The 22584-nt window shown below is 63.7% G+C and carries 26 protein-coding genes and 1 tRNA gene; 13 read left to right on the top strand and 14 right to left on the bottom strand.

Features of this window, described 5'->3' with window-relative positions:
* Positions 1-106 precede the first annotated feature (106 nt).
* The 3 genes from KRZ98_RS22820 to queE are packed head-to-tail and all read left to right on the top strand — an operon-like array spanning position 107 to position 1911.
* On the top strand, positions 107-511 hold the full coding sequence (locus KRZ98_RS22820; RefSeq protein WP_217675469.1) for a hypothetical protein: 405 nt from the start codon (positions 107-109) through the stop codon (positions 509-511).
* A 46-nt stretch (positions 512-557) separates the two neighbouring features.
* On the top strand, positions 558-1250 hold the full coding sequence (queC, locus tag KRZ98_RS22815; RefSeq protein WP_217675468.1) for a 7-cyano-7-deazaguanine synthase QueC: 693 nt from the start codon (positions 558-560) through the stop codon (positions 1248-1250).
* 13 nt (positions 1251-1263) lie between these two features.
* A complete protein-coding gene (queE, locus tag KRZ98_RS22810) occupies positions 1264-1911 on the top strand; it encodes a 7-carboxy-7-deazaguanine synthase (protein WP_217675467.1) in 648 nt (215 codons plus the stop codon).
* 7 nt (positions 1912-1918) lie between these two features.
* Here the strand turns inward: queE and KRZ98_RS22805 are convergent, their stop codons facing one another.
* The 3 genes from KRZ98_RS22805 to lipB form a co-directional block, all read right to left on the bottom strand.
* A complete protein-coding gene (locus KRZ98_RS22805; RefSeq protein ID WP_217675466.1) occupies positions 1919-2614 on the bottom strand; it encodes a hypothetical protein in 696 nt (231 codons plus the stop codon).
* Between the two features lie 74 nt (positions 2615-2688).
* On the bottom strand, positions 2689-2967 hold the full coding sequence (locus KRZ98_RS22800) for a hypothetical protein (protein ID WP_217675465.1): 279 nt from the start codon (positions 2965-2967) through the stop codon (positions 2689-2691).
* Between the two features lie 49 nt (positions 2968-3016).
* Complete coding sequence (lipB, locus tag KRZ98_RS22795; RefSeq protein ID WP_217675464.1) at positions 3017-3712, bottom strand: lipoyl(octanoyl) transferase LipB; 696 nt, start codon at positions 3710-3712, stop codon at positions 3017-3019.
* A gap of 80 nt (positions 3713-3792) precedes the next feature.
* Here lipB and KRZ98_RS22790 point away from each other — a divergent pair, with 80 nt between their 5' ends.
* Positions 3793-4587 carry a hypothetical protein gene (locus tag KRZ98_RS22790; RefSeq protein WP_217675463.1) on the top strand — a complete coding sequence of 265 codons (795 nt, stop codon included), beginning with the start codon at positions 3793-3795 and terminating at the stop codon, positions 4585-4587.
* Here KRZ98_RS22790 and KRZ98_RS22785 read toward each other — a convergent pair.
* The 3 genes from KRZ98_RS22785 to KRZ98_RS22775 are packed head-to-tail and all read right to left on the bottom strand — an operon-like array spanning position 4569 to position 6527.
* Positions 4569-5168: a GNAT family N-acetyltransferase gene (locus KRZ98_RS22785; protein WP_217675462.1), complete on the bottom strand. Its 600-nt coding sequence runs from the start codon at positions 5166-5168 to the stop codon at positions 4569-4571. The two genes, KRZ98_RS22790 and KRZ98_RS22785, sit on opposite strands and share 19 nt — an antisense overlap.
* Before the next feature lie 4 nt (positions 5169-5172).
* Positions 5173-6060, bottom strand: a complete 888-nt coding sequence (gene hemF / locus KRZ98_RS22780) for an oxygen-dependent coproporphyrinogen oxidase (protein WP_217675461.1) — start codon at positions 6058-6060, stop codon at positions 5173-5175.
* On the bottom strand, positions 6057-6527 hold the full coding sequence (locus tag KRZ98_RS22775) for a tRNA (cytidine(34)-2'-O)-methyltransferase (RefSeq protein ID WP_217675518.1): 471 nt from the start codon (positions 6525-6527) through the stop codon (positions 6057-6059). Before KRZ98_RS22775 ends, hemF begins: the two co-directional genes overlap by 4 nt.
* Positions 6528-6723: 196 nt before the next feature.
* Here KRZ98_RS22775 and petA point away from each other — a divergent pair, with 196 nt between their 5' ends.
* From petA to KRZ98_RS22750, 5 genes are all read left to right on the top strand, one after another.
* The gene (petA, locus tag KRZ98_RS22770; RefSeq protein ID WP_217675460.1) at positions 6724-7290 is read left to right on the top strand and encodes a ubiquinol-cytochrome c reductase iron-sulfur subunit; all 567 of its coding nucleotides are present in this window, start codon (positions 6724-6726) and stop codon (positions 7288-7290) included.
* An 11-nt stretch (positions 7291-7301) separates the two neighbouring features.
* Positions 7302-8594, top strand: coding sequence for a cytochrome b/b6 (locus tag KRZ98_RS22765; RefSeq protein WP_119749072.1), 1293 nt, complete (start codon positions 7302-7304; stop codon positions 8592-8594).
* Between the two features lie 15 nt (positions 8595-8609).
* Entirely contained in the window at positions 8610-9461 is an 852-nt protein-coding gene (locus KRZ98_RS22760) for a cytochrome c1 (protein ID WP_217675459.1), read from the top strand.
* 78 nt (positions 9462-9539) lie between these two features.
* Positions 9540-10073 (top strand): adenine phosphoribosyltransferase, encoded by a 534-nt coding sequence (locus KRZ98_RS22755; protein ID WP_217675458.1) that lies wholly within the window; start codon positions 9540-9542, stop codon positions 10071-10073.
* Positions 10063-10602, top strand: a complete 540-nt coding sequence (locus KRZ98_RS22750; RefSeq protein WP_217675457.1) for a shikimate kinase — start codon at positions 10063-10065, stop codon at positions 10600-10602. Before KRZ98_RS22755 ends, KRZ98_RS22750 begins: the two co-directional genes overlap by 11 nt.
* Here KRZ98_RS22750 and KRZ98_RS22745 read toward each other — a convergent pair.
* Both KRZ98_RS22745 and KRZ98_RS22740 read right to left on the bottom strand, forming a co-directional pair.
* Positions 10597-11235: a 5'-methylthioadenosine/S-adenosylhomocysteine nucleosidase gene (locus tag KRZ98_RS22745; protein WP_217675456.1), complete on the bottom strand. Its 639-nt coding sequence runs from the start codon at positions 11233-11235 to the stop codon at positions 10597-10599. The genes KRZ98_RS22750 and KRZ98_RS22745 overlap by 6 nt on opposite strands.
* A 64-nt stretch (positions 11236-11299) precedes the next feature.
* Positions 11300-11374 (bottom strand) — tRNA-Val (locus tag KRZ98_RS22740).
* Between the two features lie 128 nt (positions 11375-11502).
* Here KRZ98_RS22740 and KRZ98_RS22735 point away from each other — a divergent pair.
* A complete protein-coding gene (locus tag KRZ98_RS22735; protein WP_217675455.1) occupies positions 11503-12834 on the top strand; it encodes a dicarboxylate/amino acid:cation symporter in 1332 nt (443 codons plus the stop codon).
* Between the two features lie 10 nt (positions 12835-12844).
* Here the strand turns inward: KRZ98_RS22735 and cpdR are convergent, their stop codons facing one another.
* Positions 12845-13222, bottom strand: coding sequence for a cell cycle two-component system response regulator CpdR (cpdR, locus tag KRZ98_RS22730; RefSeq protein WP_017182848.1), 378 nt, complete (start codon positions 13220-13222; stop codon positions 12845-12847).
* 141 nt (positions 13223-13363) lie between these two features.
* On the opposite strand from cpdR, the gene KRZ98_RS22725 reads away from it, so the two are divergent.
* Entirely contained in the window at positions 13364-14257 is an 894-nt protein-coding gene (locus KRZ98_RS22725) for an N-formylglutamate amidohydrolase (RefSeq protein ID WP_217675454.1), read from the top strand.
* Positions 14258-14260: 3 nt separating this feature from the next.
* Here the strand turns inward: KRZ98_RS22725 and KRZ98_RS22720 are convergent, their stop codons facing one another.
* Together KRZ98_RS22720 and KRZ98_RS22715 are read right to left on the bottom strand one after the other, a co-directional pair.
* Positions 14261-16108 (bottom strand): acyltransferase family protein, encoded by a 1848-nt coding sequence (locus KRZ98_RS22720; protein ID WP_217675453.1) that lies wholly within the window; start codon positions 16106-16108, stop codon positions 14261-14263.
* Between the two features lie 393 nt (positions 16109-16501).
* Entirely contained in the window at positions 16502-17506 is a 1005-nt protein-coding gene (locus tag KRZ98_RS22715; protein ID WP_217675452.1) for a class 1 fructose-bisphosphatase, read from the bottom strand.
* A 215-nt stretch (positions 17507-17721) separates the two neighbouring features.
* Here KRZ98_RS22715 and KRZ98_RS22710 point away from each other — a divergent pair, with 215 nt between their 5' ends.
* Positions 17722-18507, top strand: a complete 786-nt coding sequence (locus KRZ98_RS22710; RefSeq protein WP_217675451.1) for a TerC family protein — start codon at positions 17722-17724, stop codon at positions 18505-18507.
* 56 nt (positions 18508-18563) lie between these two features.
* On the opposite strand, the gene KRZ98_RS22705 is transcribed toward KRZ98_RS22710, so the two are convergent.
* From KRZ98_RS22705 to rnd, 3 genes are all read right to left on the bottom strand, one after another.
* Positions 18564-18953, bottom strand: coding sequence for a nuclear transport factor 2 family protein (locus KRZ98_RS22705; protein WP_217675450.1), 390 nt, complete (start codon positions 18951-18953; stop codon positions 18564-18566).
* Between the two features lie 57 nt (positions 18954-19010).
* Complete coding sequence (locus tag KRZ98_RS22700) at positions 19011-19292, bottom strand: I78 family peptidase inhibitor (protein ID WP_217675449.1); 282 nt, start codon at positions 19290-19292, stop codon at positions 19011-19013.
* Between the two features lie 114 nt (positions 19293-19406).
* Positions 19407-20573, bottom strand: coding sequence for a ribonuclease D (rnd, locus tag KRZ98_RS22695; protein WP_217675448.1), 1167 nt, complete (start codon positions 20571-20573; stop codon positions 19407-19409).
* A gap of 125 nt (positions 20574-20698) precedes the next feature.
* Between rnd and aspS the strand changes: the two genes are divergently transcribed.
* Positions 20699-22483 (top strand): aspartate--tRNA ligase, encoded by a 1785-nt coding sequence (gene aspS, locus KRZ98_RS22690; RefSeq protein ID WP_217675447.1) that lies wholly within the window; start codon positions 20699-20701, stop codon positions 22481-22483.
* Positions 22484-22584 lie beyond the last annotated feature (101 nt).

Here is a 22584-nt window from a genome sequence, read left to right as displayed (position 1 = left end):
GCCGTCCGTTCGCGCTATCAAAATGCCGTAATTGCGGGTCATGCGTCGGATGACTGGATTGCGGCTCACCCGGCGCGCGACCCATGGCGGGACACAGGCTAGGATCATGGCAAGGAACGGACTGCGGACGCTGGTCGTCGCGGCAGCGATGATGATGGCGAGTTGGGCCGGGGCAGCCCATGTCCCGACGTTAGCGGCCCTGCGCCCGCTGCAAACCGGGCAATGGGAATTGCACGAACGCGGCGAAGGCGGGGAAATACGCAAGCTGTGCGTCACCGACCTGCGCCAGTTGCTCCAGATTCGTCATGGCCGCACTTTGTGCCGCAGTTTCGTGGTCAGCGACGCCGCCACCATGGCGACCGTCACTTATGATTGCGCCGCTGCGGGCAATGGCCGCACAGACCTGCGCGTCGAAACCCCCCGGCTGGTCCAGATCAATTCGCAGGGGATTGCCGATGGCGCACCCTTTGCCTTTGCAATGGAAGCCCGGCGCATCGGTGCCTGCCAATAAGCGCACCATGCTTGCACTGGCGCGCCGCGGGCGGTAGCGCGGGGCCATGGGTGCCAATGAAGGAAAATTCGCCGTCGTCCTGCTATCGGGCGGCCTTGATTCGATGGTCGCGGGCGGTCTGGCGCGTGAGGCTGGCTATCATCTGCTGGCCCTGTCGATCGACTATAATCAGCGTCATCGCGTCGAGCTACGCGCGGCCGGAAGGGTGGCGCAGGCGCTCAACGCCATGCGCCATATCGTCCTTCCGCTTGACCTGACGGCCTTTGGCGGATCGGCACTGACCGCCGATATCGCCGTGCCGAAGGGTGGGGTGGGCGACGATATTCCCGTCACCTACGTACCCGCCCGCAACACCATCTTCCTGTCGCTGACACTGGGGCTGGCCGAAGTGGCGGGCGCCAGCGACATTTTCATCGGCGTCAACGCGCTCGATTATTCGGGCTATCCCGATTGCCGCCCCGAATTTATCGACGCCTTCCAGACCATGGCCGCCCTTGCCACCAAGGCGGGGGTGGAGGGGCACCCGATTCGCATCAATGCCCCGCTGCAACATATGAGCAAGGCGGATATCGTGCGCGAAGCGCATCGGCTGGGGCTGGATGCCGGGGTCAGCTGGTCCTGCTATGACCCGACGCCCGACGGCGAGCATTGCGGCCTGTGCGACAGCTGCCGCCTGCGCTCCAAGGGGTTTGAGGAAGCAGGCCTGCCCGACCCCACCATCTACGCCACCCGGCCCTGAACGGCGGCGGGCGATGAGCTATGCCGTCAAGGAAATGTTTCTGACCCTTCAGGGAGAAGGGGTGCAGGCGGGGCGGCGCGCAGTATTTCTGCGCTTTGCCGGCTGCAACCTGTGGAGCGGGCGCGAACAGGACCGTGCACAGGCGATCTGCCGCTTTTGCGACACCGATTTCGTCGGGACCGATGGCGATGGCGGCGGCAAATTCGCCGATGCCGACGCGCTGGCCGACGCAGCACTCGCTTTCTGGGGCGAAAGTGAGCCGGGCCGCTACATCGTCCTGACCGGCGGAGAGCCGATGTTGCAGGTCGATGATGCGCTGGTCGATGCGCTCCATGCCCGCAGCTTCACCATCGCGATCGAAAGCAACGGCACGCTGCCGGTCCATCCCGGCATCGACTGGATCTGCATCAGCCCCAAGGCGGGCAGCCAGGTCGTGCAGCGCGAAGGCCATGAGTTGAAGCTGGTCTGGCCCCAACCCGGCGGTGGGCATTCCGTCGCCGATGTCGCGGCAATGGAGCAATGGGCCTTTGCCCATCATCTGCTCCAGCCGCTCGATGACCCCCATGCGCAGGACAATGCCCGCGCCGCGATTGCGCTGGTCATGGACCGCCCGCGATGGCGCCTGACGGTGCAGGCCCATAAATATCTGGGCCTGCGGTAACGCCGCTCTAAGGCTGAGTCACGCCAGTCTGCGCATTCCATTGCTGTTGGCACGCGGGCAGCAGGACGCCCTTCTTCCAGCATTGGGGTGAGAAGGATGGCATGGCGACCCGATAGTCATAGCCCGGCGATCCATAATATTGCTCGCCCGCGACCACGAGCGACTTTTTGATCGAGGCCAGGCCATTGCGCGCCACTTCGTGCAGCGTACCGCGATCGGCGAAGATCGCCTGCCGCCCGACGACCGTGGCCGCCTGGCAAAAGCCCTTTTGTGCCTGCACCGTCGAATAGCCCGAATAGATGCGCGTGCCATATTGGTCGGACGCGGCCTGCCCCGGCCGTCCCTTGCCTACGGTGCGCTGGAAATAGCCCAGCAGCACGGTCTGCGCCGAATCAAGCTCCGCATCATGATGGGCGATCATCGCGTTATAATTGCTGATCGCCAGCAGCGTCGGCTCGAACTGGCATTGCAATGCGGCGATATTAAGCGCCGCGCGCAGGTTCCACACCAGCCCGGCCTTGATCTCGGCGGCATTGGCACCTGGCAGGCCCATCGCCGTCGCGGCGGCCGCGTCGGTCAGCGGCGGGGCGGACAAGTCGGGCGGCGACCAGAAAAATTGTGCGGCGGCAGGCTGCGCCATCATTGGCGCGACGGCCAGCGCCAAACCCGCAAGGATGGGGCGCAACGGGGAACGGAAGCTCATGAAACGATACTCTCCAAAGGGACGGTATATGTCCCCCTCATATTCTCTCAACCAACTCTATCGGACCTGAACCGTCACTGATCGGCCAGAACCTCCGCATCCTCGCCCTGCGCCTTTTCGGCAGCGGGCTTGGCCAATGCAGCGCTCGCATTGTCGGCTGCATTGCTGCTCGGCAGCGCCACCGCCGTGCCTTCGCTCTGCACCCCGTCCAGATCGGTCATGGCGTCGGTCGCGGTGCCATCCACCACTTCCATATCCTTCATCTCGACCTTGTTGCCGCCCTTGTCGGCACTGCCACAGGCGGCAAGCGCGAACAGCATGGCGAAAGCTACGGTCATTGCGTTGCGGCGCATCCGGGTCTCCTTCAGGCCCGGCAGCCTCCGCCCGGCGAAAGGCCAGACCCTAGCGGTCCGTTCCGCATTGCTCAACCCCCGTGCCGCATCGGCCCAAGCGATTGAGAAAAGCAGGGAAATGCGCCCGTAACGCACCGTCCAGCGCGGCCATGGAGGCCGTGCCGCCCAGCGCGGCGATGCTGGTGACCGGATAGTCGCTGATCCCGCACGGCACGATGCCGGTAAAATGCGACAGATCGGGGTCGACATTGATCGAAAAGCCGTGGAGCGTGATCCAGCGCCGCACCCGGATGCCCAGCGCGCCGATCTTCGCCTCCCGCCCCTGCGCGTCGTCGGTCCAGATGCCGATCCGCCCTTCCGCCCGCCGCGCTGCAATGCCCAGGTCGCCCAGCGCCGCGATCATCCAGCCTTCCAGATGATGGACGAAATTGCGGACATCCTTGCCGCGCTTGCCAAGGTCAATGTTGAGATAGCCGATCCGCTGTCCCGGCCCATGATAGGTATAGCGCCCGCCGCGCCCGGCATCATGTACTGGAAAGCGCGCGTCGATCAGCTCGGCAGGATCGGCGCTGGTCCCGGCGGTGTAGAGCGGCGGATGCTCGATCAGCCAGACCCGCTCGCCCGCCTCGCCCGCATGGATCGCGGCGGCGCGCGCTTCCATATCCGCTAGCGCTTGCGGGTAAGCGACAGGCAATCTGTCCACGCGCCATTCGACGTCAGCGGGAAAGGGAGGAGTTTGGCTCATGACCCTTCCTTGACTTGGGCCGGGCGAGCGATCAAGTCTCGACCCGATTTTACGCAGCTATCAGGCAGGCAATTCAAGATATGGCGACGATGTCGATCGGCAAGGCATGGGAGGAGGCGGTGGCCTTCGTCGCCCGCGAAGCCACGCTGCTTTTTCCCGTTGCGCTGCTGTTCGTGGCGCTGCCGGGCCTGATCCTTCAGGAAATGACCCCGTCGGAACTGGCCGCCTGGTCGCTTGCGCCCACCGCATCAACCATGCCTGCGGTTCCGGCCAGCTACTGGCTGGGGCTGATAGTGGCAGTCCTCCTCGTCTGGTTCGGGTCGCTCACTTTGTTTGCGCTGGCCCTGCGTCCCGGCATCAGCGTCGGCGAAGCGCTGCGCCTCGGCTTCCACCGCCTGCCCGTGCTGATCGGTACGGCCCTGGCCGTCATCGGCGCGCTGATGGTGGTGGTTCTGGCCGTCGTGATCGTGATGGTCCTGTTGTCGCTCGTGTCGAAGGCGCTGGCGGCGGGTCTCGCCGTTCTGCTTGGATTCGCGGTCGCCGGGGTGGCGTTGTTTGCGAGTGTCCGCCTGATGCTGCTGAACCCGGTGGTGATTGATGGCAGTGCGGGCGTCATGCCCTCATTGCGTCAGGCCTGGGCGCTCACCCGTGGCCATTTCTGGCGGTTGCTGGCCTTCATCCTGATCATCACCATTTTGTCGGCGATCACGAGCGCGGCGGCGCAGGCGATATTCGGCCTGCTCGGCAGTCTGGTCGGCGGCGCTGATGCCGCGCAGCTGGCTGGCAGCGTTGCGGGGGCTGCCATCTCGTCGGTGTTGCAGGTCTATATGCTCGTCATGATCGCCCGCCTCTATCGTCAGGCGTCGGCGGCCTGATCCAGCAACGGCACATGCGGCGCACAGTCGCGCGGTAAAATGCCGGCCAGGCGCGGATCGGCAAAAGTCTCGATCTCGCGCCTGGTCGCTACAAATCCAGCCTTGATGTAGAATCCCAGCGCGGCGGGACTATCGAGCGTGCAGGTGTGGACCCAGAATCGCTCCACCCCCTTGCGCCATGCCAGCGCCTTGGCCTGCGCCATCAGCCATTGGCCATGGCCCTTGCCGTTCAGTTGCGGCACCAGCCCAAAAAAGCCCAGTTCGCAATCGGGCATCGCCCGGAAATCCAGTTCCAGCAGCCCGACCTCTATCCCGCGCGGATCGGTGACCGCGTAAATCTCCACCAACGGATCATGGATGATCGTAGCGAGTGATTCGTCGCTCATCACCAGCCGCGAAAACCACAGCCAAGGCTCCCCCACCCGGCGGAACAGCGCGCGATAGGTGTCGAGTTTCGGCGCCTTCCACCGCGCCAGTTGCAGCGGCGCAGGCGGGATTGGCGCTGGGCGGGGACGCGCCCGCATCTCCAAATGGGTGACGACTGCCGCCACCATCCCCGGTTCTACCGGAATCAGCGCCACGACGTCAGCTCCAGCTCGCCATTGGCGGCAGGCTCATCAGGATCGCGTCGATATTGCCCCCGGTCTTGAGGCCGAACAGCGTCCCCCGGTCATGCACCAGATTGAATTCGGCATAGCGACCGCGCCATTCCAGCATCTGTGCATGGTCCGCCTCGCTCCACGCATCGCCCATGCGCCGCCGCACGATCGGCGGATAAGCGTCCAGAAACGCATCGCCCACCGCGCGGGTGAAGGCGAAGTTCGCGTCGAACCCGGCATCGTCGGCACATTCGAGATGATCGTAGAAAATCCCGCCAACCCCACGATGGACGCCGCGATGGGGAATGTAGAAATACTCGTCCGCCCATGTTTTGAAGCGCGGATAATGGTCCGCGTCATGCATGTCGCAGGCGCTTTTCAGTACATCATGAAAATAGGCGGTATCCTCCTCGCGCGGCAAAGGCGGGTTCAGATCCGCGCCGCCGCCGAACCAGCTTTTGGTCGTGACCAGATAGCGCGTGTTCATATGCACGGCGGGGACATGCGGATTGGCCATATGCGCGACCAGGCTGATGCCGGTGGCGAAGAAGGCGGGATTTTCGTCCGCGCCATGGATGGTCTGCGCGAATCCGGGGGCAAATTCGCCGCCGACGGTGGAGACATTGACCCCGACCTTCTCGAAAATCTTGCCCTTCATCACGCCGCGGACGCCGCCGCCACCTTCGCCCGGTGCCTGCCCCTCGGCCTCCCTGTCCCAATGGGTATAGGCAAAGCTGGCATCGCTTCCCGCTTCCCGCTCGATCGCCTCGAACGCGGCGCAGATTCGGTCGCGCAGCGATTCGAACCAGGCGCGCGCGGCCTGTTGACGGACATCGAGGGCGAAGGGAACGGTCGGAACGGGGGCAGGGGTCATTGCGGGAACTTTCCGGTCTGGCGCAGGGCTTCGGCGACGGCGATGCCCGTGGAAACGGCGATATTCAAGGATCGAAACCCCTCCGCCATGGGGATGCGGATGCGAATATCAGCGATATCGCGCACCTCTACCGGCACGCCTGCGCTTTCAGATCCCATCAGCAACACATCGTCGGCGCGGAATTCGACGTCGGGCAGGCGCTGCGAGGCATGGGCGCTCATCAGCAGCAGGCGGCGGCCCTGCGCCCGCCGCTCCGCGTCAAAGGCTGCGAAATTGGCGTGGCGGGTGACATCGGCGGACGCGCCATAATCCATGGCGGCGCGCTTCAGGCGTGCGTCGGAGAAGGCGAATCCGGTCGGCAGAATGATGTCCACCGGCACGGCGAAACAGGCCGCCAGACGCAGGATCGCGCCGACATTGCCTGCTATTTCGGGTTGGTAAAGGGCTATACGCATGACCCGCGCCATAATGCAGCGCGGCAAATTGTCATAGGGTGCGTGACTTTGCTGTTGGCAAAGAGCGCGCACTGAGGTTATCAGGCCCGCGAACCACGCCGGGGGGAAGGCGGGGCCATTTCGCATGGCTATCCGAATTCCTTGACATAAAGGCGCCGGCAACGGCGCTGCGGCGGGATCAGGGACGTTCTTGCAAGGGTTGAAGTGCATGGCGATCGTTGAACATACAGACAGCACGGCTCTATCCGGCGATGATGGGGTGCGTCGTCGCGATTTCATCAACATCGCTGCGGTGAGTTTTGCAGGAGTCGGCGCTGTTGCCGTCGTCCTGCCGTTGATCGACCAGATGAACCCCAGCGCCGACGTGCTGGCGCTCGCATCGACCGAAGTGGATCTTTCGGCGATCCAGCCGGGTCAGGCGATCAAGACCACCTTCCGCAGCCAGCCGCTCTTCGTGCGCCAGCTGACGGAAAAGGAAATCGCCGAAGCCGACAAGGTGGACGCCTCCACGCTGCGCGATCCGCAGACGCTGGAAGAGCGCACCGTTGACGGCAAGAAGCAGTGGCTGGTGACCATGGGTGTCTGCACCCATCTGGGCTGCGTGCCGCTGGGCGCGGGCGAAGGTGAGAATAAGGGTGAATATGGCGGCTATTTCTGCCCATGCCATGGTTCGTCCTACGACACCGCCGCGCGCATCCGCAAAGGCCCCGCGCCCAAGAACCTGGAAGTGCCGAAGTTCAGCTTCACTTCCGACACCGCCATTCTCGTAGGCTGAGGTAAGAAACGATGAGCTTTCCCTGGGCTGAGCAATATACGCCGAAAAATCCGGTGATGGTGTGGATCGACGAGAAGCTGCCGCTTCCGCGTCTCGCCTATAACGCTGTGGGTGCGGGCTATCCCGTGCCGCGCAACCTCAACTATTTCTGGAACTTCGGCGTATTGGCCGGTCTGGCGCTGATGATCCAGATCGTCACGGGCGTGATCATGGCGATGCACTATGGCGCGAACGATCTCGTCGCGTTCAGCACCGTCGAACAGACGATGCGCGACGTGAATGCGGGCTGGCTGATGCGCTACGCGCACGCCAACGGCGCCAGCTTCTTCTTCATTGTCGTCTATCTCCACATCTTCCGCGGTCTCTATTTCGGCTCCTACAAGGCGCCCCGCGAGATGGTGTGGCTGCTTGGCCTCGTCATCTTCCTGCTGATGATGGCGACCGCCTTCATGGGTTATGTGCTGCCCTGGGGCCAGATGTCCTACTGGGGCGCGAAGGTGATCACCGGCCTGTTCGGCGCGATCCCCGTGGTCGGCGAACCGATCCAGACTTGGCTGCTGGGCGGCTTTGCCCCCGGCAACGCCTCGCTCAACCGCTTCTTCTCGCTCCACTTCCTGCTGCCCTTCGTGATTGCCGGTGTCATCATCCTGCACATCTGGGCGCTGCATATTCCGGGTTCCTCGAACCCGACCGGCGTGGAAGTGAAGGGGCCGCAGGACACTGTGCCGTTCCATCCCTATTACACCGCCAAGGATGGCTTCGGCGCGGGCGTGTTCCTGATCGCCTTCTGTGCGCTGCTGTTCTTCGCTCCCAACTTCCTGGGCCACCCGGATAACTATATCGAGGCGAACCCGCTCTCGACCCCCGCGCACATTGTGCCGGAATGGTATTTCTGGCCCTTCTACGCCATCCTGCGCGCTTTCACCGTGGACTTCTTCTTCGTCCCCGCAAAGCTTTTGGGCGTGCTGGCGATGTTCGCGTCGATCCTGCTGCTCTTCTTCCTGCCCTGGCTCGACACCTCGCCGGTGCGGTCGGGCAAATATCGGCCGACCTTCAACAAGTTTTTCTGGATACTCGTCATCGACGTGCTGATCCTGGGCTGGTTGGGCGGCGCGCCGGCAGAAGAGCCGTTCGTGATGATGAGCCAGGTCGCGGCGGCCTATTATTTCGCCCACTTCCTGATCATCCTTCCGCTGATCTCGCGCTTTGAAAAGCCGCTGCCGCTGCCCGGCTCGATCACCGAGGCCGTGCTGGCAAAATATGGCAAGACCGACGGCGCAACCGTCGCGGTCCCGGCCGAATAAGGGGTAGATAAGACCATGGTTCGCATTGGCGCATTCCTCGTCGGCCTCTTCTTTGCAGGCTGGCTGTTCATCTCCTTCCTGATCGGTGCGGTGGCTTATGTCTCCGAACCGCCAGTACCGACTGTGGAACATGAGTTTCACAAGACGCCCAAGCATGTGGCCTATTCGTTCGACGGGCCGCTGGGTCATTATGACAAGCAGCAGCTGCAGCGCGGCTTCCAGGTGTTCAAGGAAGTCTGCTCGGCCTGCCACAGCCTGAAGTTCGTGGCGTTCCGCGATCTCGAAGCGCTGGGCTATAACGAAGCCGAAGTGAAGGCGATCGCCAAGCAGTGGGCGATCAAGACCCCGTCGGTCGATCCGGCCACGGGCGAAGCCTCCACGCGCGAACCTGTGCCGTCGGATTATTTCCCCAAGCCCTTCGCGAACAATGTCGCGGCGGCGGCGGCGAACAACAACGCGATCCCGCCAGACCTGTCGCTGATGACCAAGGCCCGCCACCATGGCAGCGCCTATGTCTATTCGCTGCTGACCGGCTATCAGGCGCAGCCCGCCGAACTGCTCAAGAAGTTCCCGGATGCCAAGACGCCGGAGGGGCTGCACTACAACCCCTATTTCGCCAACCTCAACCTGGCGATGGCTCCGCCGCTCTCGGCTGACGGTCAGGTGACCTATGGTCCGGGCCAGCCCAAGCCGACGGTCGATCAGATGGCGCAGGACGTCGCGGCCTTCTTGACCTGGACTGCCGAACCGAAGCTGGAAAACCGCCATCGTGCTGGTCTGGCGACGCTGATCTTCCTGCTGATCGCCACGGGCCTGGCCTATATGTCCTACCAGAATATCTGGGCGGACAAGAGAAAGGCCGCCTGACCGGCCGGTTCGACAGGACAAGCGTAGCAAGGGGCGCGGTTTCTTGAGGAAGCCGCGCCCTTTCTCTATAGGGACGCCATGACCAGCGACCTGACCGACCTCATCCGCACCATCCCCGACTTTCCCAAGCCTGGCATCCAGTTTCGCGACATCACGACGCTGCTGGCCGATGGGGAAGGGCTGCGCGACCTGACCGCACGGCTGGCCGATATCGCCCGGCCACTCGACCCGGACCTGATCGTTGGTATCGAGGCGCGCGGCTTCATCCTGGGCGCGGCACTGGCGCTTGCACTGGGCAAAGGCTTCGTGCCGGTGCGCAAGAAGGGCAAGCTGCCCGGCAAGACCGTCGGCATCGACTATGTTCTGGAATATGGCACTGACCGGCTGGAACTGCATGAAGGCCAGGTGCCGCAGGGCGCGCGGGTGTTACTGGTCGACGATCTGATCGCGACCGGCGGCACCGCGCTGGCCGCAGCGCAATTGCTGCGCGAACAGGGGGCCAGCGTCCTGATGGCGCTGTTCGCGATCGATCTGCCCGATCTCGGCGGCATGGCGGCGCTGGAGGCAGACGGCATCGTCGCACAGGCGGTGATGATGTTCGATGGCCATTGAGACGACCCCGACCCTGGTCTTTCTCTATGGCCTCGCAGCGGCCGGCAAGCTGACGATTGCGCGGATCGTTGCTGACCAAACGGAGCTTGCGCTGTTTCACAATCATCTGGTGGTGGATGCGGTCGCGGCCCTCTTTCCGTTCGGATCGCCGGAGTTTGTACGGCTGCGGGAACGATTTTGGATAGAGGCGATGATCGCCGCTATAGATGCGGGGCGTTCGCTGATCTTTACCTTTACGCCGGAACCCAGCGTTGCACCGGATTTCCCGCAGCGCCTGCAATCGCTGGTGGAGGCGGCAGGCGGGGAAATGCGCTTCATCGCGCTGACCGTCGCAGCTGATGTGCAGGACGGGCGGATTGCCGATCCGGGCCGGGCTGCATTTGGCAAGTTGCGCTCGCTCGATCTGTTGTGTGCCATTCGCGCCGATTGCGATCGCTGCATGGCCGCCATGCCAGCGCCGTCACTGACCCTCGACACCGGCCTGATGTCGCCCGAACAAGCGGCCGAGCGCATCGTCGCTCTGCTATAGGTTGTGGCCCGCGTGCGAATGCAGCGCTGTCTCCAGTCCATCCACCGAAACCGCCAACCGTTCGTCCAGCAGGCCCAGCAACGCGGTCCAGCCATGGATATGCGCCAACTCGCCCGGTCCATCGGAAATGCCACGCAGCCCCATCAGCGGCACGCCATAGCGGGCGCAGGCGCGGGCCACCGCGAACGTCTCCATGTCCACCATATCGGCGTCGATCGCGGCATACTCATCGCCGCCCACGATATTGGCACCGGTCGACAGTCGCGCGGTCGGCAACGTCAATGGCGTCACCAGCGGCAGATCGACCGGATGATCGACAAAGGGCGTCACGCCCTTCACGAACCCCAGCCGCGAGGCATCCATGTCGCGCCACGACACGCTGGCAACCTGCACCACCTCACCCAGCCCACACACCCGCGATCCGGCCGATCCCAGGCACACGACCAGATCGGGCAGGACATCCGCCCGCGCCATGTCGTGCAGCGCAATGCCGGTCGCCATTGCCGCCTCGATCGGACCCACGCCCGTCATCAGCGGCGCGAATCGGGCGCGCAATTGCGGCCCATATTCCGCCTCCGCCGCCATCACGAACAACAGGCGCTGGCCCGAAATCGTCTCGCAAACCGGGATCATCTGGCCCTCCGCCTGTGACAAAAGAGAAAGCCCGCCACCTGAAAACAGGCGACGGGCTTTGTCATGGTGGGCGTAGCAAGGATTGAACTTGCGACCCCTGCGATGTCAACACAGTGCTCTACCACTGAGCTATACGCCCACGGGAGTTGGGCCAATAGCCGGGGGACTGGACCTGTGCAAGCGGGAAATTGCAGGGGTGCGACATTCTTCTGGACAGCGCAGGGACGGCCCATATGCTGCGGCGCAAACAGGGGGACGCCAAGACATATGCTGCCATCGCCATCCTCGCCGATCCAGACGACGCCGCGTCTGCCATGGTATCGCCAGCTCTATGTCCAGGTGCTGATCGCGATCGCCCTGGGTGTCGCGATCGGCCATTTCTTCCCCGATATGGGGGTGCAGTTAAAGCCGCTGGGCGACGCCTTCATCAAGCTGGTGAAGATGATCATCGCCCCGGTCATTTTCCTGACCATCGTTACCGGCATTGCCGGGATGAAGGAGCTGGGCGCAATCGGCCGGGTCGCGGCCAAGGCGTTCGCCTATTTCCTGACCTTTTCGACGCTCGCGCTCGTTGTCGGGCTGATCGTCGCCAATGTGGTGCAGCCGGGCGCTGGTCTCAATATCGACCCGGCCAGTCTGGATGCGGGCAAGGTCGCCGACTTCGCGCACAAGGCGCATGAAACCACGCTCACCGGCTTCCTGATGAGCATCATCCCTTCGACCATGGTGTCGGCGGTCGCGGACGGCAATATCTTGCAAGTCCTGTTTGTCGCGATCCTGTTCGGCATTGCGCTGACCATGATCGGGGACAAGGCTGCGCCGCTGATGGCGGTCCTCGAATCGGCCAGCCATGCGGTGTTCAAGCTGGTGGCCTTCCTGATGAAGGCGGCGCCGGTCGGGGCGTTCGGGGCAATGGCCTTCACCATCGGCGAATATGGCGTCGGTACGCTTGCCAATCTGGCTGGGCTGGTCGCGACCTTCTACTTGACCTCGTTGCTGTTCGTCCTCGTCGTGCTGGGCACCGTCGCCCGGCTGGCGGGCTTCAACATCCTGCACCTCATCCGCTACCTCAAGGCCGAATTGCTGCTCGTGCTGGGGACATCCTCCTCCGAAGCCGCGCTGCCCAGCCTCATTGAGAAGATGGAGCGGGCAGGGTGCCGCAAATCGGTGGTCGGGCTGGTCGTGCCGACCGGATACAGCTTTAACTTGGACGGCACCAACATCTATATGACGCTGGCGGCCCTGTTCATCGCGCAGGCGTGCAATGTCGATCTCACCCTGCAACAGCAGGTCTTGCTGCTGCTCGTGGCGATGATCTCGTCCAAGGGTGCGGCGGGCGTGACCGGCGCGGGCTTCATCACCCTGGCAGCAACGCTGTCGATCGTGCCGTCGGTGCCGGTTGCGGGCATGGCTTTGATATTAGGGGTCGATCGCTTCATGAGCGAGGTCCGCGCACTCACCAACTTCGTCGGCAATGCCGTGGCGACGGTGGTGGTATCGGCCTGGGAAAAGGGACTGGACCGTGAGCGACTCGCCGCCGCCATGGCCGGCATCCCGCTCAACCCCACGCCCGATATGGAGGAAGTGATCGAGGATTGAGGGGCTCGGTTCAGTTCAGCCCGGTCAGGCTCTCGCTGCCGAACATCCGTTCGACCTCCAGCACCAGATCGCGCAGATGGAACGGCTTGGACAGCACCTTGGCCTGCGGCACGGCCTTTCCGGCTTTCAGCGTCACGGCGGCAAAGCCGGTGATGAACATGATCCGCATGTCCGGGGCTACGGACGCTGCGTGCTGCGCCAGTTCGATCCCGTCCATTTCGGGCATCACAATGTCGGTCAGCAACAGGTCGAACCGGTCGGACGCAATATGGGGCAGGGCTTCCGTGCCAGTCGCCACGGCCACGACCTCATAGCCGGACCGTTCCAGCGCGCGCGCCAGATAGACCCGCATACTCTCATCATCTTCGGCCAGTAATATGCGAACCATTGCGCCAGCTACTCTTGTTGCCGTTTCCGGCTTGTCCCCATGCCCCCGTCAGGGTGGCGTCCCTGACCGATATATGCGACAAGGAGTAAATATTATCCAGCCGAGTAACCATTTTTGGGCAAGCTGGTGAAAGGAGCCTCGTTGGATCATCCCGCGCCGCATCCTCCCGCCCGGACAGAGGCGGGTTTCGACCGATTTGGCCCCGTCGTCCCCGACCGGCCCATCATTATTTCAGTGCCTCATGCCGGGCGCGAATATCCATCCGAACTGCTGGCACAGGCGCGGGTGCGGCGGCAGCAATTGCAACGGCTGGAGGATCGTTGGGCCGACTTGCTGGTTCATCCGCTGATCGCGCGCGGCTTTACCGTGGTCGTTGCCAGCGCCCCTCGCGCGCTGATCGACCTCAATCGCCATGAGCGCGAAATCGACCCTGCCATGCTGGTCGGCGTGCCGCGTGATGCGGCGCTTCAGAGCAGCGCCAAGCTGCGCGGCGGACTGGGCCTCATTCCCCGCCGCATGGTCGGCGCGCATGAATTGTGGCACAAACCAATGGCCTGGGGCGAGGCGCAACGCCGGATCGCTACGATCCACCGGCCCTACCATGTCGAACTGGCCCGGTTGATGACGGCGGCGCGTGACGCGCATGGCCATGCGATCCTGATCGACCTCCATTCCATGCCGCCCTTGCCGCCACCCGCCGCCGGGCAGACCTCGCCGGGCATCGTGCTGGGCGATCGTTTCGGGCGCAGCGCCTCCACCCGGCTGATGACGCTGGCGGCGGATGTCGCCGCTGGCCATGGCATCGTCGCGGCGCAAAATCATCCCTATGCGGGCGACCATCTGATCGAACGCCATGGTCGGCCTGCGAACGGGCTGCACGCGATTCAGATAGAGGTGGATCGCAGCCTCTATCTGGATGACGCGCTGGACCAGCCGGGATCGGGGCTGGCCCGGATGCAGGGGATCATCACGGCCATGGTCGAAGCATTGGCCAACGAATTGCCGCGCGCTCACTATGCGCTGGCGGCCGAATAGGGTTCAGCCGCCGCGCGCAATCACCAGCCGCGCGCCCGCTACGCTCAGATGGTGCGAATCGAAGTAGAGCGGCTTGCCATCACGCTCGATCGCGCAGTGCCGGGCATCGCACAGCGCCGCGACCGGATCGATCAGCCGGACCCCACGCGCCTGCCATCGCGTAAACAGCGCGCGCAAATGGACGGTGCGCCCGTCCACCCAGGACCGCGCCACACCCTCCGCCAGAGCCAGCCGCCCCGCGCGCGTCAGATGGGCGAGGCGGCGCGGCACGTCGAAGGGCTGCGGCGGCACCGGGCCGATCAGCACGACCTCCCGTCCCGCCGCCCGGATCGCGGCGATGGTGCGGTCCAGTCTGGCGACAAAGCCGGGATCATCAAAATCACCATTGGCCCAGAAGGCGGCCAGATAGACGTGGCGGATGGCCGGATCGGCGCGCAACGCCGCAAAGGCGGCGCGATTGGCCGCCGCGCAGCGCGCATCCTTGGGCGCATCATAGCCCAGCACCGGCGGGCAACTGGACGTCGTGCGCTGCACCAGCGCCCGCCCTTGCGCCTTGCCCTCCGGCGCCAGCGCATAGGCGAGTTCCACCCCATGGCTGTCGCCCCACAGCATCGCATCGGGCGCGACCGCCGCGCCCAGCACGCAGGCGCGCGCGCCACGGGCGAATATGTCGTGGCAGCGTTTGCGCTCCGGGCTGATGTCGTTACGCCCCGCCACCTGCGCCAGCACCGTCGGCGCAAATCGCGATGGCCATGGCCCCGCCGCCAGCAAGGCCAGCGACAGGCCGCACAGCAGCGCCATCGTCGCGCCGGTGAAGCGGAATATGGTCCGCGCGGGAACCGCCTGCGAATCGCGGAACGGGCGTTCGACGAAGCGCCAGGACAGGATCGCCGCGATCACCGACCCGGCGATCACAGCGATGCACGTCCAGCCCGCCACCGCCATGTCGGTCGCATATTCGGTGAACACGATGACCGGCCAGTGCCACAGATAGAGCGAGTAGGAGACAAGGCCCACGCCCACCAGCGGCGACCAGCCAAGTACCCGCCCGGCGCTGGTCCCCGGCGCGCTATGGATCAGCGTGGCCGCGCCCAGTACCGGGGCGAGGGCGGCGAAGCCGGGGAACAAAGTGTCGCGATCATAGCAGGTGACGGCCAGCGCAATGGCGGCGATCCCGCCCCATGCCACCCCCTCACGCAACCAGCGGCCCCGCAACGCAGGCACCGCCCCCAACGCCAATAAAGCCCCGGCAAATAACTCCCAAGCACGGGTCGGCAGCAGGTAGAAAGCAAAACCGCTGGTATCGCGCTGCATCGCGATCGACAGCGCCAATGATCCTGCCGCGATGATCACCACCACCCCCGTGCGCCAGCGCGGGGCGAAGCGGGCGATGATCATCAGCAGGATCGGGAAGCCGATATAATATTGCTCCTCCACCGCCAGCGACCATGTGTGGAGCAGCGGCTTGACGTCCGCGCCGCCCGCAAAATAGCCGGTGTCGGTGAAAAACCACAGGTTGGAGGCAAACAAGGTCGCGGCCAGCGCGGATCGCGGCACGCCCTCCAGATCGCCGGGCAGATAGAGAAGAGCGCTCAAGCCCAGCACCACCAGGATCATCAGCCCCAATGCCGGGACGATCCGTCGGAAGCGCCGCTCGTAGAAGCGCACCAGCGAGAAGCGGCCTTCATCGACTTCGCGGGCGATGATGCCTGTGATCAGATAGCCCGATATGACGAAAAAAATGTCGACGCCGACATAACCGCCGCCAAAGCCAGGCACATGGGCATGGAACAGAAGCACCGGCAGAATCGCCAAGGCCCGCAGTCCGTCAATGTCGCGGCGATAATGCATTGGCCCCGCTTAGGGACAAAGCCCTGACATTTGCTTTACCCGCGACTCGATTCGGGGCGCGGATGGTTAAAATGGCGGCAAGCGATTGCAATTTTCGCAATCGCGCCTTCGCCCTTCGCATTTGCGAAAATTACGCCCGGACGACATAGATACTGTGCCTTTCAGGCATCCTCTCCTAAACTTTTTGGGCTGGTCTGCGGATCGGCCCTTTTTTTTGGTCTCGGCTTGGGCTAGGCCGATTGGGCTACAGCCGCGCCATATAAAATGTTTCTGGAGAGGGGCCGCCGGTAAGACCGGCAAGGCGAGGCCATAGCAAGGGGGATCGAGCGACACTTCGCTCTCCCCCACTTTCTCTACCCATGACCATCGCCGGACAGGAACGCCGCGAAGCGACTATTCCCGTCCATAGGCCGTGACCATTTCCACTTCCGCCTTGTCACCCAGCACCACGCCGACGCGCTGGTGCAGGCTGGTGGCGGTCACGTCCATGATCGGGATAAAGCCGTCCGTGGCTGCTCCGCCTGCCTGCTCGATCAGATAGCTCATCGGATTGGCTTCATACATCAGGCGCAGCCGCGCCTTGCCCGGCGTGCGGTGGTCGGCGGGATACATGAAGATGCCGCCGCGCTTGAGGATGCGGTGCACGTCGGCGACCATGGAGGCGGTCCAGCGCATGTTATAATCCACGCCGCACGGCCCTTCGGCGCCCATCACCCGCTCCTCGATATAGCGGGCGACGCCGGGCGACCATTGGCGGCGGTTGGACATGTTGATGGCAAATTCGCACTTGCCCTGCGGCATCTTCATGTCGCGATCGGTCATGACCCAGCTGCCGACTTCGCGGTCCAGCGTGAATTCATGCACGCCGGTGCCGACGCTCAGCACCAGCAGCGTCTGCGGCCCATAAATGGCATAGCCCGCTGCGACCTGCGCCCGGCCATTCTGGAGGAAATCCTCCTCCGTCACTTCGCGCCCGGCACATTCGTCTGGGGCTTTCAGCACCGAAAAGATCGTGCCGACCGACAGGTCGACGTCGATATTGCTGGACCCGTCAATCGGATCGAACAGCAGCAGATATTCGCCCTTGGGATAGCGATTGGGGATGCGGTGGATCGTCTCCATTTCCTCGGACGCCATGGCGGCCAGATGCCCGCCCCATTCATTGGCGTCGAGCAGCAGTTCGTTGGCGATCACGTCCAGCTTCTTCTGCACCTCGCCCTGCACATTTTCGCTGTCCAGACTGCCCAGCACTTCACCCAGGGCACCCTTGCTGACCGAATGGCTGATCGTCTTGCACGCGCGCGCCACGGTTTCGATCAGCAGGCGCAATTCAGCGGGCAGCGCATTGGCCAGCCGCTGCTGTTCGATCAGGAAACGGGTGAGGGTGGTTCTGGCCATGGGCTGCCTTTCGCTTGGGACTGGAGCGCCGCAGCCATCGCCGCAGCAAAAAGGAGAACGGGCCTTCGCTAAGCGACTGGACCCGCCGCGTCCAGTCGATTGGGCGACCATTTTGCCGATGATAGCGCGCCCATGTGACAAAGTGTGTCGGCGGGAACCGGCTGACCTTCCTGTCGTTGCGATGGCGTGCCGAAAACCCGGACGGAAGGATCACCATGGACAGCCTGCTTACCGCCTTTACCGATCCCACCGCTTTGGCCGCGCTTGTCGCGCTGGTGGTGATGGAAGTGGTGCTGGGCATCGACAATCTGGTGTTCATTTCGATCCTGACCAACAAGCTGCCCGAACATCAGCGGCAAAAGGCACGCCGCATCGGCATCGGTCTGGCGCTGGGGATGCGCCTAGTTCTGCTGTCCATGATCGCCTGGATCGTCGGCCTGACCGCGCCGGTGTTCGACCTGGGGTTCAGCGGCCCGCCCAACCAATATGGCGCGCCGACGTTCGAGACCGAATTTTCCTGGCGCGACCTGATCCTGATTGCCGGTGGCCTGTTCCTGATCTGGAAGGCGACCAAGGAAATCCACCACAGCGTCGATCCGTCGGGCGGTGACGATGTGCTGGACAAGAAGAGCGTGGCCACGATCACCTTCGGCAGCGCGATCGTGCAGATCATCCTGCTCGACATGATCTTCTCGCTCGATTCGATCCTGACCGCCGTAGGCATGACGGACAATCTGGCGGTGATGGTCATCGCCGTGCTGGTCGCGGTGGGCGCAATGGTGCTGGCCGCCGACCCGCTCGCCAACTTCATCGCCCGCAATCCGACCGTGGTGATGCTGGCGCTCGGCTTCCTGCTGATGATCGGCGCGGTGCTGATCGCCGACGGGTTCGGCGTGCATGTACCAAAGGGCTATATCTACGCGGCTATGGCTTTTTCGACGCTGGTGGAGTGTCTCAACATCTTTGCCCGCCGGGCGCAGGCGCGAAAGTCTGCGCAATAGGGGGACAGGGCGCTATCGAGGGGCGCAGAAAGGCAGACGGTGCGCAACCACCCCGATCAGGCCAGCGTCAGGAAAATCTCCGCCTCAATCATCCACGCGCCACCCATTTCGCGCCACTTCGCACTATAGGTGCCGGACGCCAGCATTGCGCCGCTGCCCGTCGCCACGCCCTGCCAATGGCCCTGTTCCATCGCGATGGGTTCCACCGGCGACACGAGGATCGTGTCGGCGGTGCGGGTGTAGATCAGCCGCTCTTTGGCCGCAAATTCGCGTTTCCAAGCGATCAGTTGCGCCTTGCGTCCTGTGATAAGGGCACTGTCGGTGCCCGCAACCAGCACGACATTGGGGGCAAGCAGCGGGCCGATCGCGCTGAAGTTCGCGTCGGCCAGCGCGCGGTTGAAGGTCGCGCGGGCCATGCGGATGGCGAGGTCGGCGGTCGCGGTCATGGCAAGGCTTTCCATGTCATCACATTGGGTTCTCGCCTGCGCGGCAACACCCTCAGCTCAGCCGCACCGCGCCGATGTTATGACCATCGCCTCGTCATAACTGACGGTCAGTCGGTCGGGGCGGAAGTCCATCGTCATCGCCATGCCGGGGCCGCCCCAGCGCAGCGTCCTTGCACCAGATGCGGCCAGCAGCGCCGCGCCGGTTTCCGCGCTCGCCTTCTGCCCGATAAAGCGGGCGAGGGCATCATGGTTGCAAGGACCGGTGGCGATCGGCGGCGGTGTGGCGGTGGCGCAGGCCGAGAGGGCAAGCGCGCCGGTCAGGGACAGGATGCGGTGCATGGGACTTCTCTCCGAACATATAAAAACCCGTTCGCCCTGAGCTTGTCGAAGGGCTGTTCTTCTTGACGTAAAGAGCAGGGCTTCGACAGGCTCAGCCCGAACGGCTGTGGGAAATCACTCCGTCCGCGTCATCTTCAGCCGCCCGCCCTTGACAGCGAACGCCAGCCGCCCCTCGACCAGATCGACCGCATCACGACCATATTGTTCGTAGCGCCAGCCTTCCAGGATCGAGAGGTCGTTGCGCACGCCCGCCGCCAACGCTTCAATATCGTCGCTCCGCGCCAACAAACGCGACGCGACGTTAATGTCGCGAGACCGGATCTTGAGCAGCAGCTTGAGCAGGTCCGCGACCAGCGCGCCATCCTTGCCCAGCCCCGGACGGCGCGGTTCGCGGTCGGGCATTTCATCCTTGGCCAGCGGCTGCTGCTTGCCCAGCGCCGCCATCAGCCGCGCGCCGATATCATTGGTGCGCCATGTCGCGGACAGGCCGCGCACCTTGCCCAGATCCTCTTGGCTACGCGGCGGGTGGCTGGCGATGTCGGCCAGCGTCTCATCCTTGACGATGCGGCCGCGCGGCAGATTCTTCTCCTGCGCTTCGATCTCGCGCCACGCCGCCAGCGCTTTCAGGCGACCCAGCACATCGGCCTTCTTGCTGGCGATGCGGACGCGCTTCCACGCATCTTGCGGCAGCGTCTCATAATGGCTGGGATCGCTGATCCGCTCCATTTCCTGGTCCAGCCAGTCGCCGCGCCCGGTCTTGCGCAATTCTTCCAGCATCTTGGGGAAAATCTGGATGAGGTAGGTGACGTCGCCGATCGCATAGTCGATCTGGCGCTTGTCCAGCGGGCGGCGCGCCCAGTCGGTAAAGCGCGCGCCCTTGTCCAACTGCACGCCCAGCCATGCCTCGACCAGATTGCCATAGCCGATCTGTTCGCCCAGCCCCAATGCCATCGCCGCAATCTGCGTATCGAACATCGGATGCGGGGTCTTGCCGGTCAGATTGTGGACAATCTCGATGTCCTGCCCGCCGGCATGAAAGATTTTCAGCACATCCTCATTATCGACCATCAGGTCGAGCAGGGGCTTCAGGTCGATACCCGGTGCCTTTGGGTCGATAGCGGCGGCTTCGTCCGCGTCGGCCACCTGGATCAGGCAGAGTTCGGGCCAATAGCTGTTTTCGCGCATGAATTCCGTGTCGATGGCGACGTAGGGGGATTTGGCGATGCGGGCGCAAAAATCGGAAAGTGTCTTGCTGTCGGTAATCAGCGGATGGATTTGCATATGGTCATCGATCTTATTATGGGCAGGCCCGCTCCCTGGCGGGCTGGTCGTAGTGACCTTATGCCCATAGCCTGCCGTCAGGGCTTTGTCATTTCCGTAAAACGAAGCTGAAAGACCAAAACGCCATGCACGCCTATCGCACCCACACTTGCGGCGCCCTTCGTGAAGCTGATGTCGCCGCGACCGTGCGCCTGTCCGGCTGGGTGCATCGCAAGCGCGACCATGGCGGGGTGCTGTTCGTCGATCTGCGCGACCATTATGGCATTACCCAGGTGGTGGCGAAGGCGGACAGCGACGCGCTGCGCGTGCTGGAGGGGCTGCGGCTCGAATCGGTGGTGACGATCGACGGCGCGGTCGTGGCGCGCGGTCCCGAAGCGACCAATCCCAAGATGGAAACCGGCTCGATCGAGGTCGTCGCCGACGCCGTCACCGTGCTGTCGACCGCCGCCGAACTGCCGCTGCCGGTGGCGGGCGAGCAGGACTATCCCGAAGATATCCGCCTGCGTTACCGCTTCCTCGACCTGCGGCGCGAGACGCTGCACGCCAATATCGTCAAGCGGACGAAGATCATCTCCGACATGCGCCGCCGCATGGAAGGCGCTGGCTTTACCGAATATTCGACGCCGATCCTGACCGCGTCCAGCCCAGAAGGCGCGCGCGACTTTCTGGTCCCCAGCCGCATCCATCCGGGCAAATTCTACGCCCTGCCGCAGGCCCCGCAGCAATATAAGCAGCTGCTGATGGTCGCAGGCTTCGACCGCTATTTCCAGATCGCCCCCTGCTTCCGCGATGAAGATCCGCGCGCCGACCGGCTGCCGGGCGAATTCTACCAGCTCGACCTGGAGATGAGCTTCGTCACCCAGGAAGAAGTGTGGGACACGATGGAGCCGGTCATCGCCCAAGTGTTCGAACAATTTGCCGATGGCAAGCCGGTCACCCCGGCCGGCAGCTTCCCGCGCATCCCGCATGCCGAAGCGCTGCTGAAATATGGCAGCGACAAGCCGGACCTGCGCAACCCGATCATCATTCAGGATGTGACCGACCATTTCGTTGGCTCCGGCTTCGGTATCTTCGCGTCGCTGGTCGAAAGCGGCAGCGTGATCCGTGCCATCCCGGCACCGGGCGCTGGCGCTGGCAGCCGCAAATTCTTCGATGAAATGAACAATTGGGCGCGGGGCGAGGGCTATTCGGGCCTTGGCTATATCAACATCAAGGATGGCGCCCCCGGCGGCCCGATCGCCAAGAATCATGGCGAGGAAGCGACTGCGAAGCTGGTCGCCGCGCTGGGCCTTGGCGCCAATGATGGTGTATTTTTCGCCGCTGGCAAGGAAGCGCAGGCCGCCAAGCTGGCTGGCCTCGCACGTACCCGCGTGGCCGAGACGCTCGACCTCATCGACAAGGACCGGTTCGACCTTTGCTGGATCGTCGACTTCCCCTTCTACGAATATGATGAGGACACAAAGTCGGTCGATTTCGCGCACAACCCCTTCTCCATGCCGCAGGGTGGCCTCGATGCGCTGAACAATCAGGACCCGCTGACCATCAATGCGTTTCAGTACGACATGGTCTGCAACGGCTTTGAAATCGCATCGGGATCGATCCGCAACCAGTCGCCCGAGCTGATGGTCAAGGCGTTCGAGCTTGTCGGCCTCAGCCAACAGGATGTGGAGGATCGCTTCGGCGGCCTCTATCGCGCCTTCCAGTACGGCGCGCCGCCCCATGGCGGCATGGCCGCTGGCGTCGATCGCATCGTGATGCTGCTGTGCGGCGCACAGAATCTGCGCGAAATCACGCTCTTCCCGATGAACCAGAAGGCCGAGGACCTGCTGATGGGCGCGCCCAGCGCCGCCGAATTCAAGCAGCTGCGCGAACTGCATGTGCGCGTGGTGGAGCCCCAGGCCAAGGGGTGAGTTTTCCTTTTCCGTCATGCTGAACTTGCTTCAGCATCCAGGGTGTCGGACACAGTCTCCGTCGCCCTGGATGCCGAATCTGGTCCGGCATGACGATTGAG

Source organism: Sphingobium sp. AS12 (genome assembly GCF_019097845.1).
Classification (GTDB): domain Bacteria; phylum Pseudomonadota; class Alphaproteobacteria; order Sphingomonadales; family Sphingomonadaceae; genus Sphingobium.
This window is presented reverse-complemented; position numbering and strand designations above follow the sequence as displayed.

Coding starts and splice junctions, on each gene's coding strand:
- KRZ98_RS22820 (WP_217675469.1), top strand. CDS start 107: ATGGCAAGGAACGGACTGCGGACGCTGGTCGTCGCGGCAGCGATGATG.
- queC (WP_217675468.1), top strand. CDS start 558: ATGGGTGCCAATGAAGGAAAATTCGCCGTCGTCCTGCTATCGGGCGGC.
- queE (WP_217675467.1), top strand. CDS start 1,264: ATGAGCTATGCCGTCAAGGAAATGTTTCTGACCCTTCAGGGAGAAGGG.
- KRZ98_RS22805 (WP_217675466.1), bottom strand. CDS start 2,614: ATGAGCTTCCGTTCCCCGTTGCGCCCCATCCTTGCGGGTTTGGCGCTG.
- KRZ98_RS22800 (WP_217675465.1), bottom strand. CDS start 2,967: ATGCGCCGCAACGCAATGACCGTAGCTTTCGCCATGCTGTTCGCGCTT.
- lipB (WP_217675464.1), bottom strand. CDS start 3,712: ATGAGCCAAACTCCTCCCTTTCCCGCTGACGTCGAATGGCGCGTGGAC.
- KRZ98_RS22790 (WP_217675463.1), top strand. CDS start 3,793: ATGGCGACGATGTCGATCGGCAAGGCATGGGAGGAGGCGGTGGCCTTC.
- hemF (WP_217675461.1), bottom strand. CDS start 6,060: ATGACCCCTGCCCCCGTTCCGACCGTTCCCTTCGCCCTCGATGTCCGT.
- KRZ98_RS22775 (WP_217675518.1), bottom strand. CDS start 6,527: ATGGCGCGGGTCATGCGTATAGCCCTTTACCAACCCGAAATAGCAGGC.
- petA (WP_217675460.1), top strand. CDS start 6,724: ATGGCGATCGTTGAACATACAGACAGCACGGCTCTATCCGGCGATGAT.
- KRZ98_RS22765 (WP_119749072.1), top strand. CDS start 7,302: ATGAGCTTTCCCTGGGCTGAGCAATATACGCCGAAAAATCCGGTGATG.
- KRZ98_RS22760 (WP_217675459.1), top strand. CDS start 8,610: ATGGTTCGCATTGGCGCATTCCTCGTCGGCCTCTTCTTTGCAGGCTGG.
- KRZ98_RS22755 (WP_217675458.1), top strand. CDS start 9,540: ATGACCAGCGACCTGACCGACCTCATCCGCACCATCCCCGACTTTCCC.
- KRZ98_RS22750 (WP_217675457.1), top strand. CDS start 10,063: ATGGCCATTGAGACGACCCCGACCCTGGTCTTTCTCTATGGCCTCGCA.
- KRZ98_RS22745 (WP_217675456.1), bottom strand. CDS start 11,235: ATGATCCCGGTTTGCGAGACGATTTCGGGCCAGCGCCTGTTGTTCGTG.
- KRZ98_RS22735 (WP_217675455.1), top strand. CDS start 11,503: ATGCTGCCATCGCCATCCTCGCCGATCCAGACGACGCCGCGTCTGCCA.
- cpdR (WP_017182848.1), bottom strand. CDS start 13,222: ATGGTTCGCATATTACTGGCCGAAGATGATGAGAGTATGCGGGTCTAT.
- KRZ98_RS22720 (WP_217675453.1), bottom strand. CDS start 16,108: ATGCATTATCGCCGCGACATTGACGGACTGCGGGCCTTGGCGATTCTG.
- KRZ98_RS22715 (WP_217675452.1), bottom strand. CDS start 17,506: ATGGCCAGAACCACCCTCACCCGTTTCCTGATCGAACAGCAGCGGCTG.
- KRZ98_RS22710 (WP_217675451.1), top strand. CDS start 17,722: ATGGACAGCCTGCTTACCGCCTTTACCGATCCCACCGCTTTGGCCGCG.
- KRZ98_RS22705 (WP_217675450.1), bottom strand. CDS start 18,953: ATGACCGCGACCGCCGACCTCGCCATCCGCATGGCCCGCGCGACCTTC.
- KRZ98_RS22700 (WP_217675449.1), bottom strand. CDS start 19,292: ATGCACCGCATCCTGTCCCTGACCGGCGCGCTTGCCCTCTCGGCCTGC.
- rnd (WP_217675448.1), bottom strand. CDS start 20,573: ATGCAAATCCATCCGCTGATTACCGACAGCAAGACACTTTCCGATTTT.
- aspS (WP_217675447.1), top strand. CDS start 20,699: ATGCACGCCTATCGCACCCACACTTGCGGCGCCCTTCGTGAAGCTGAT.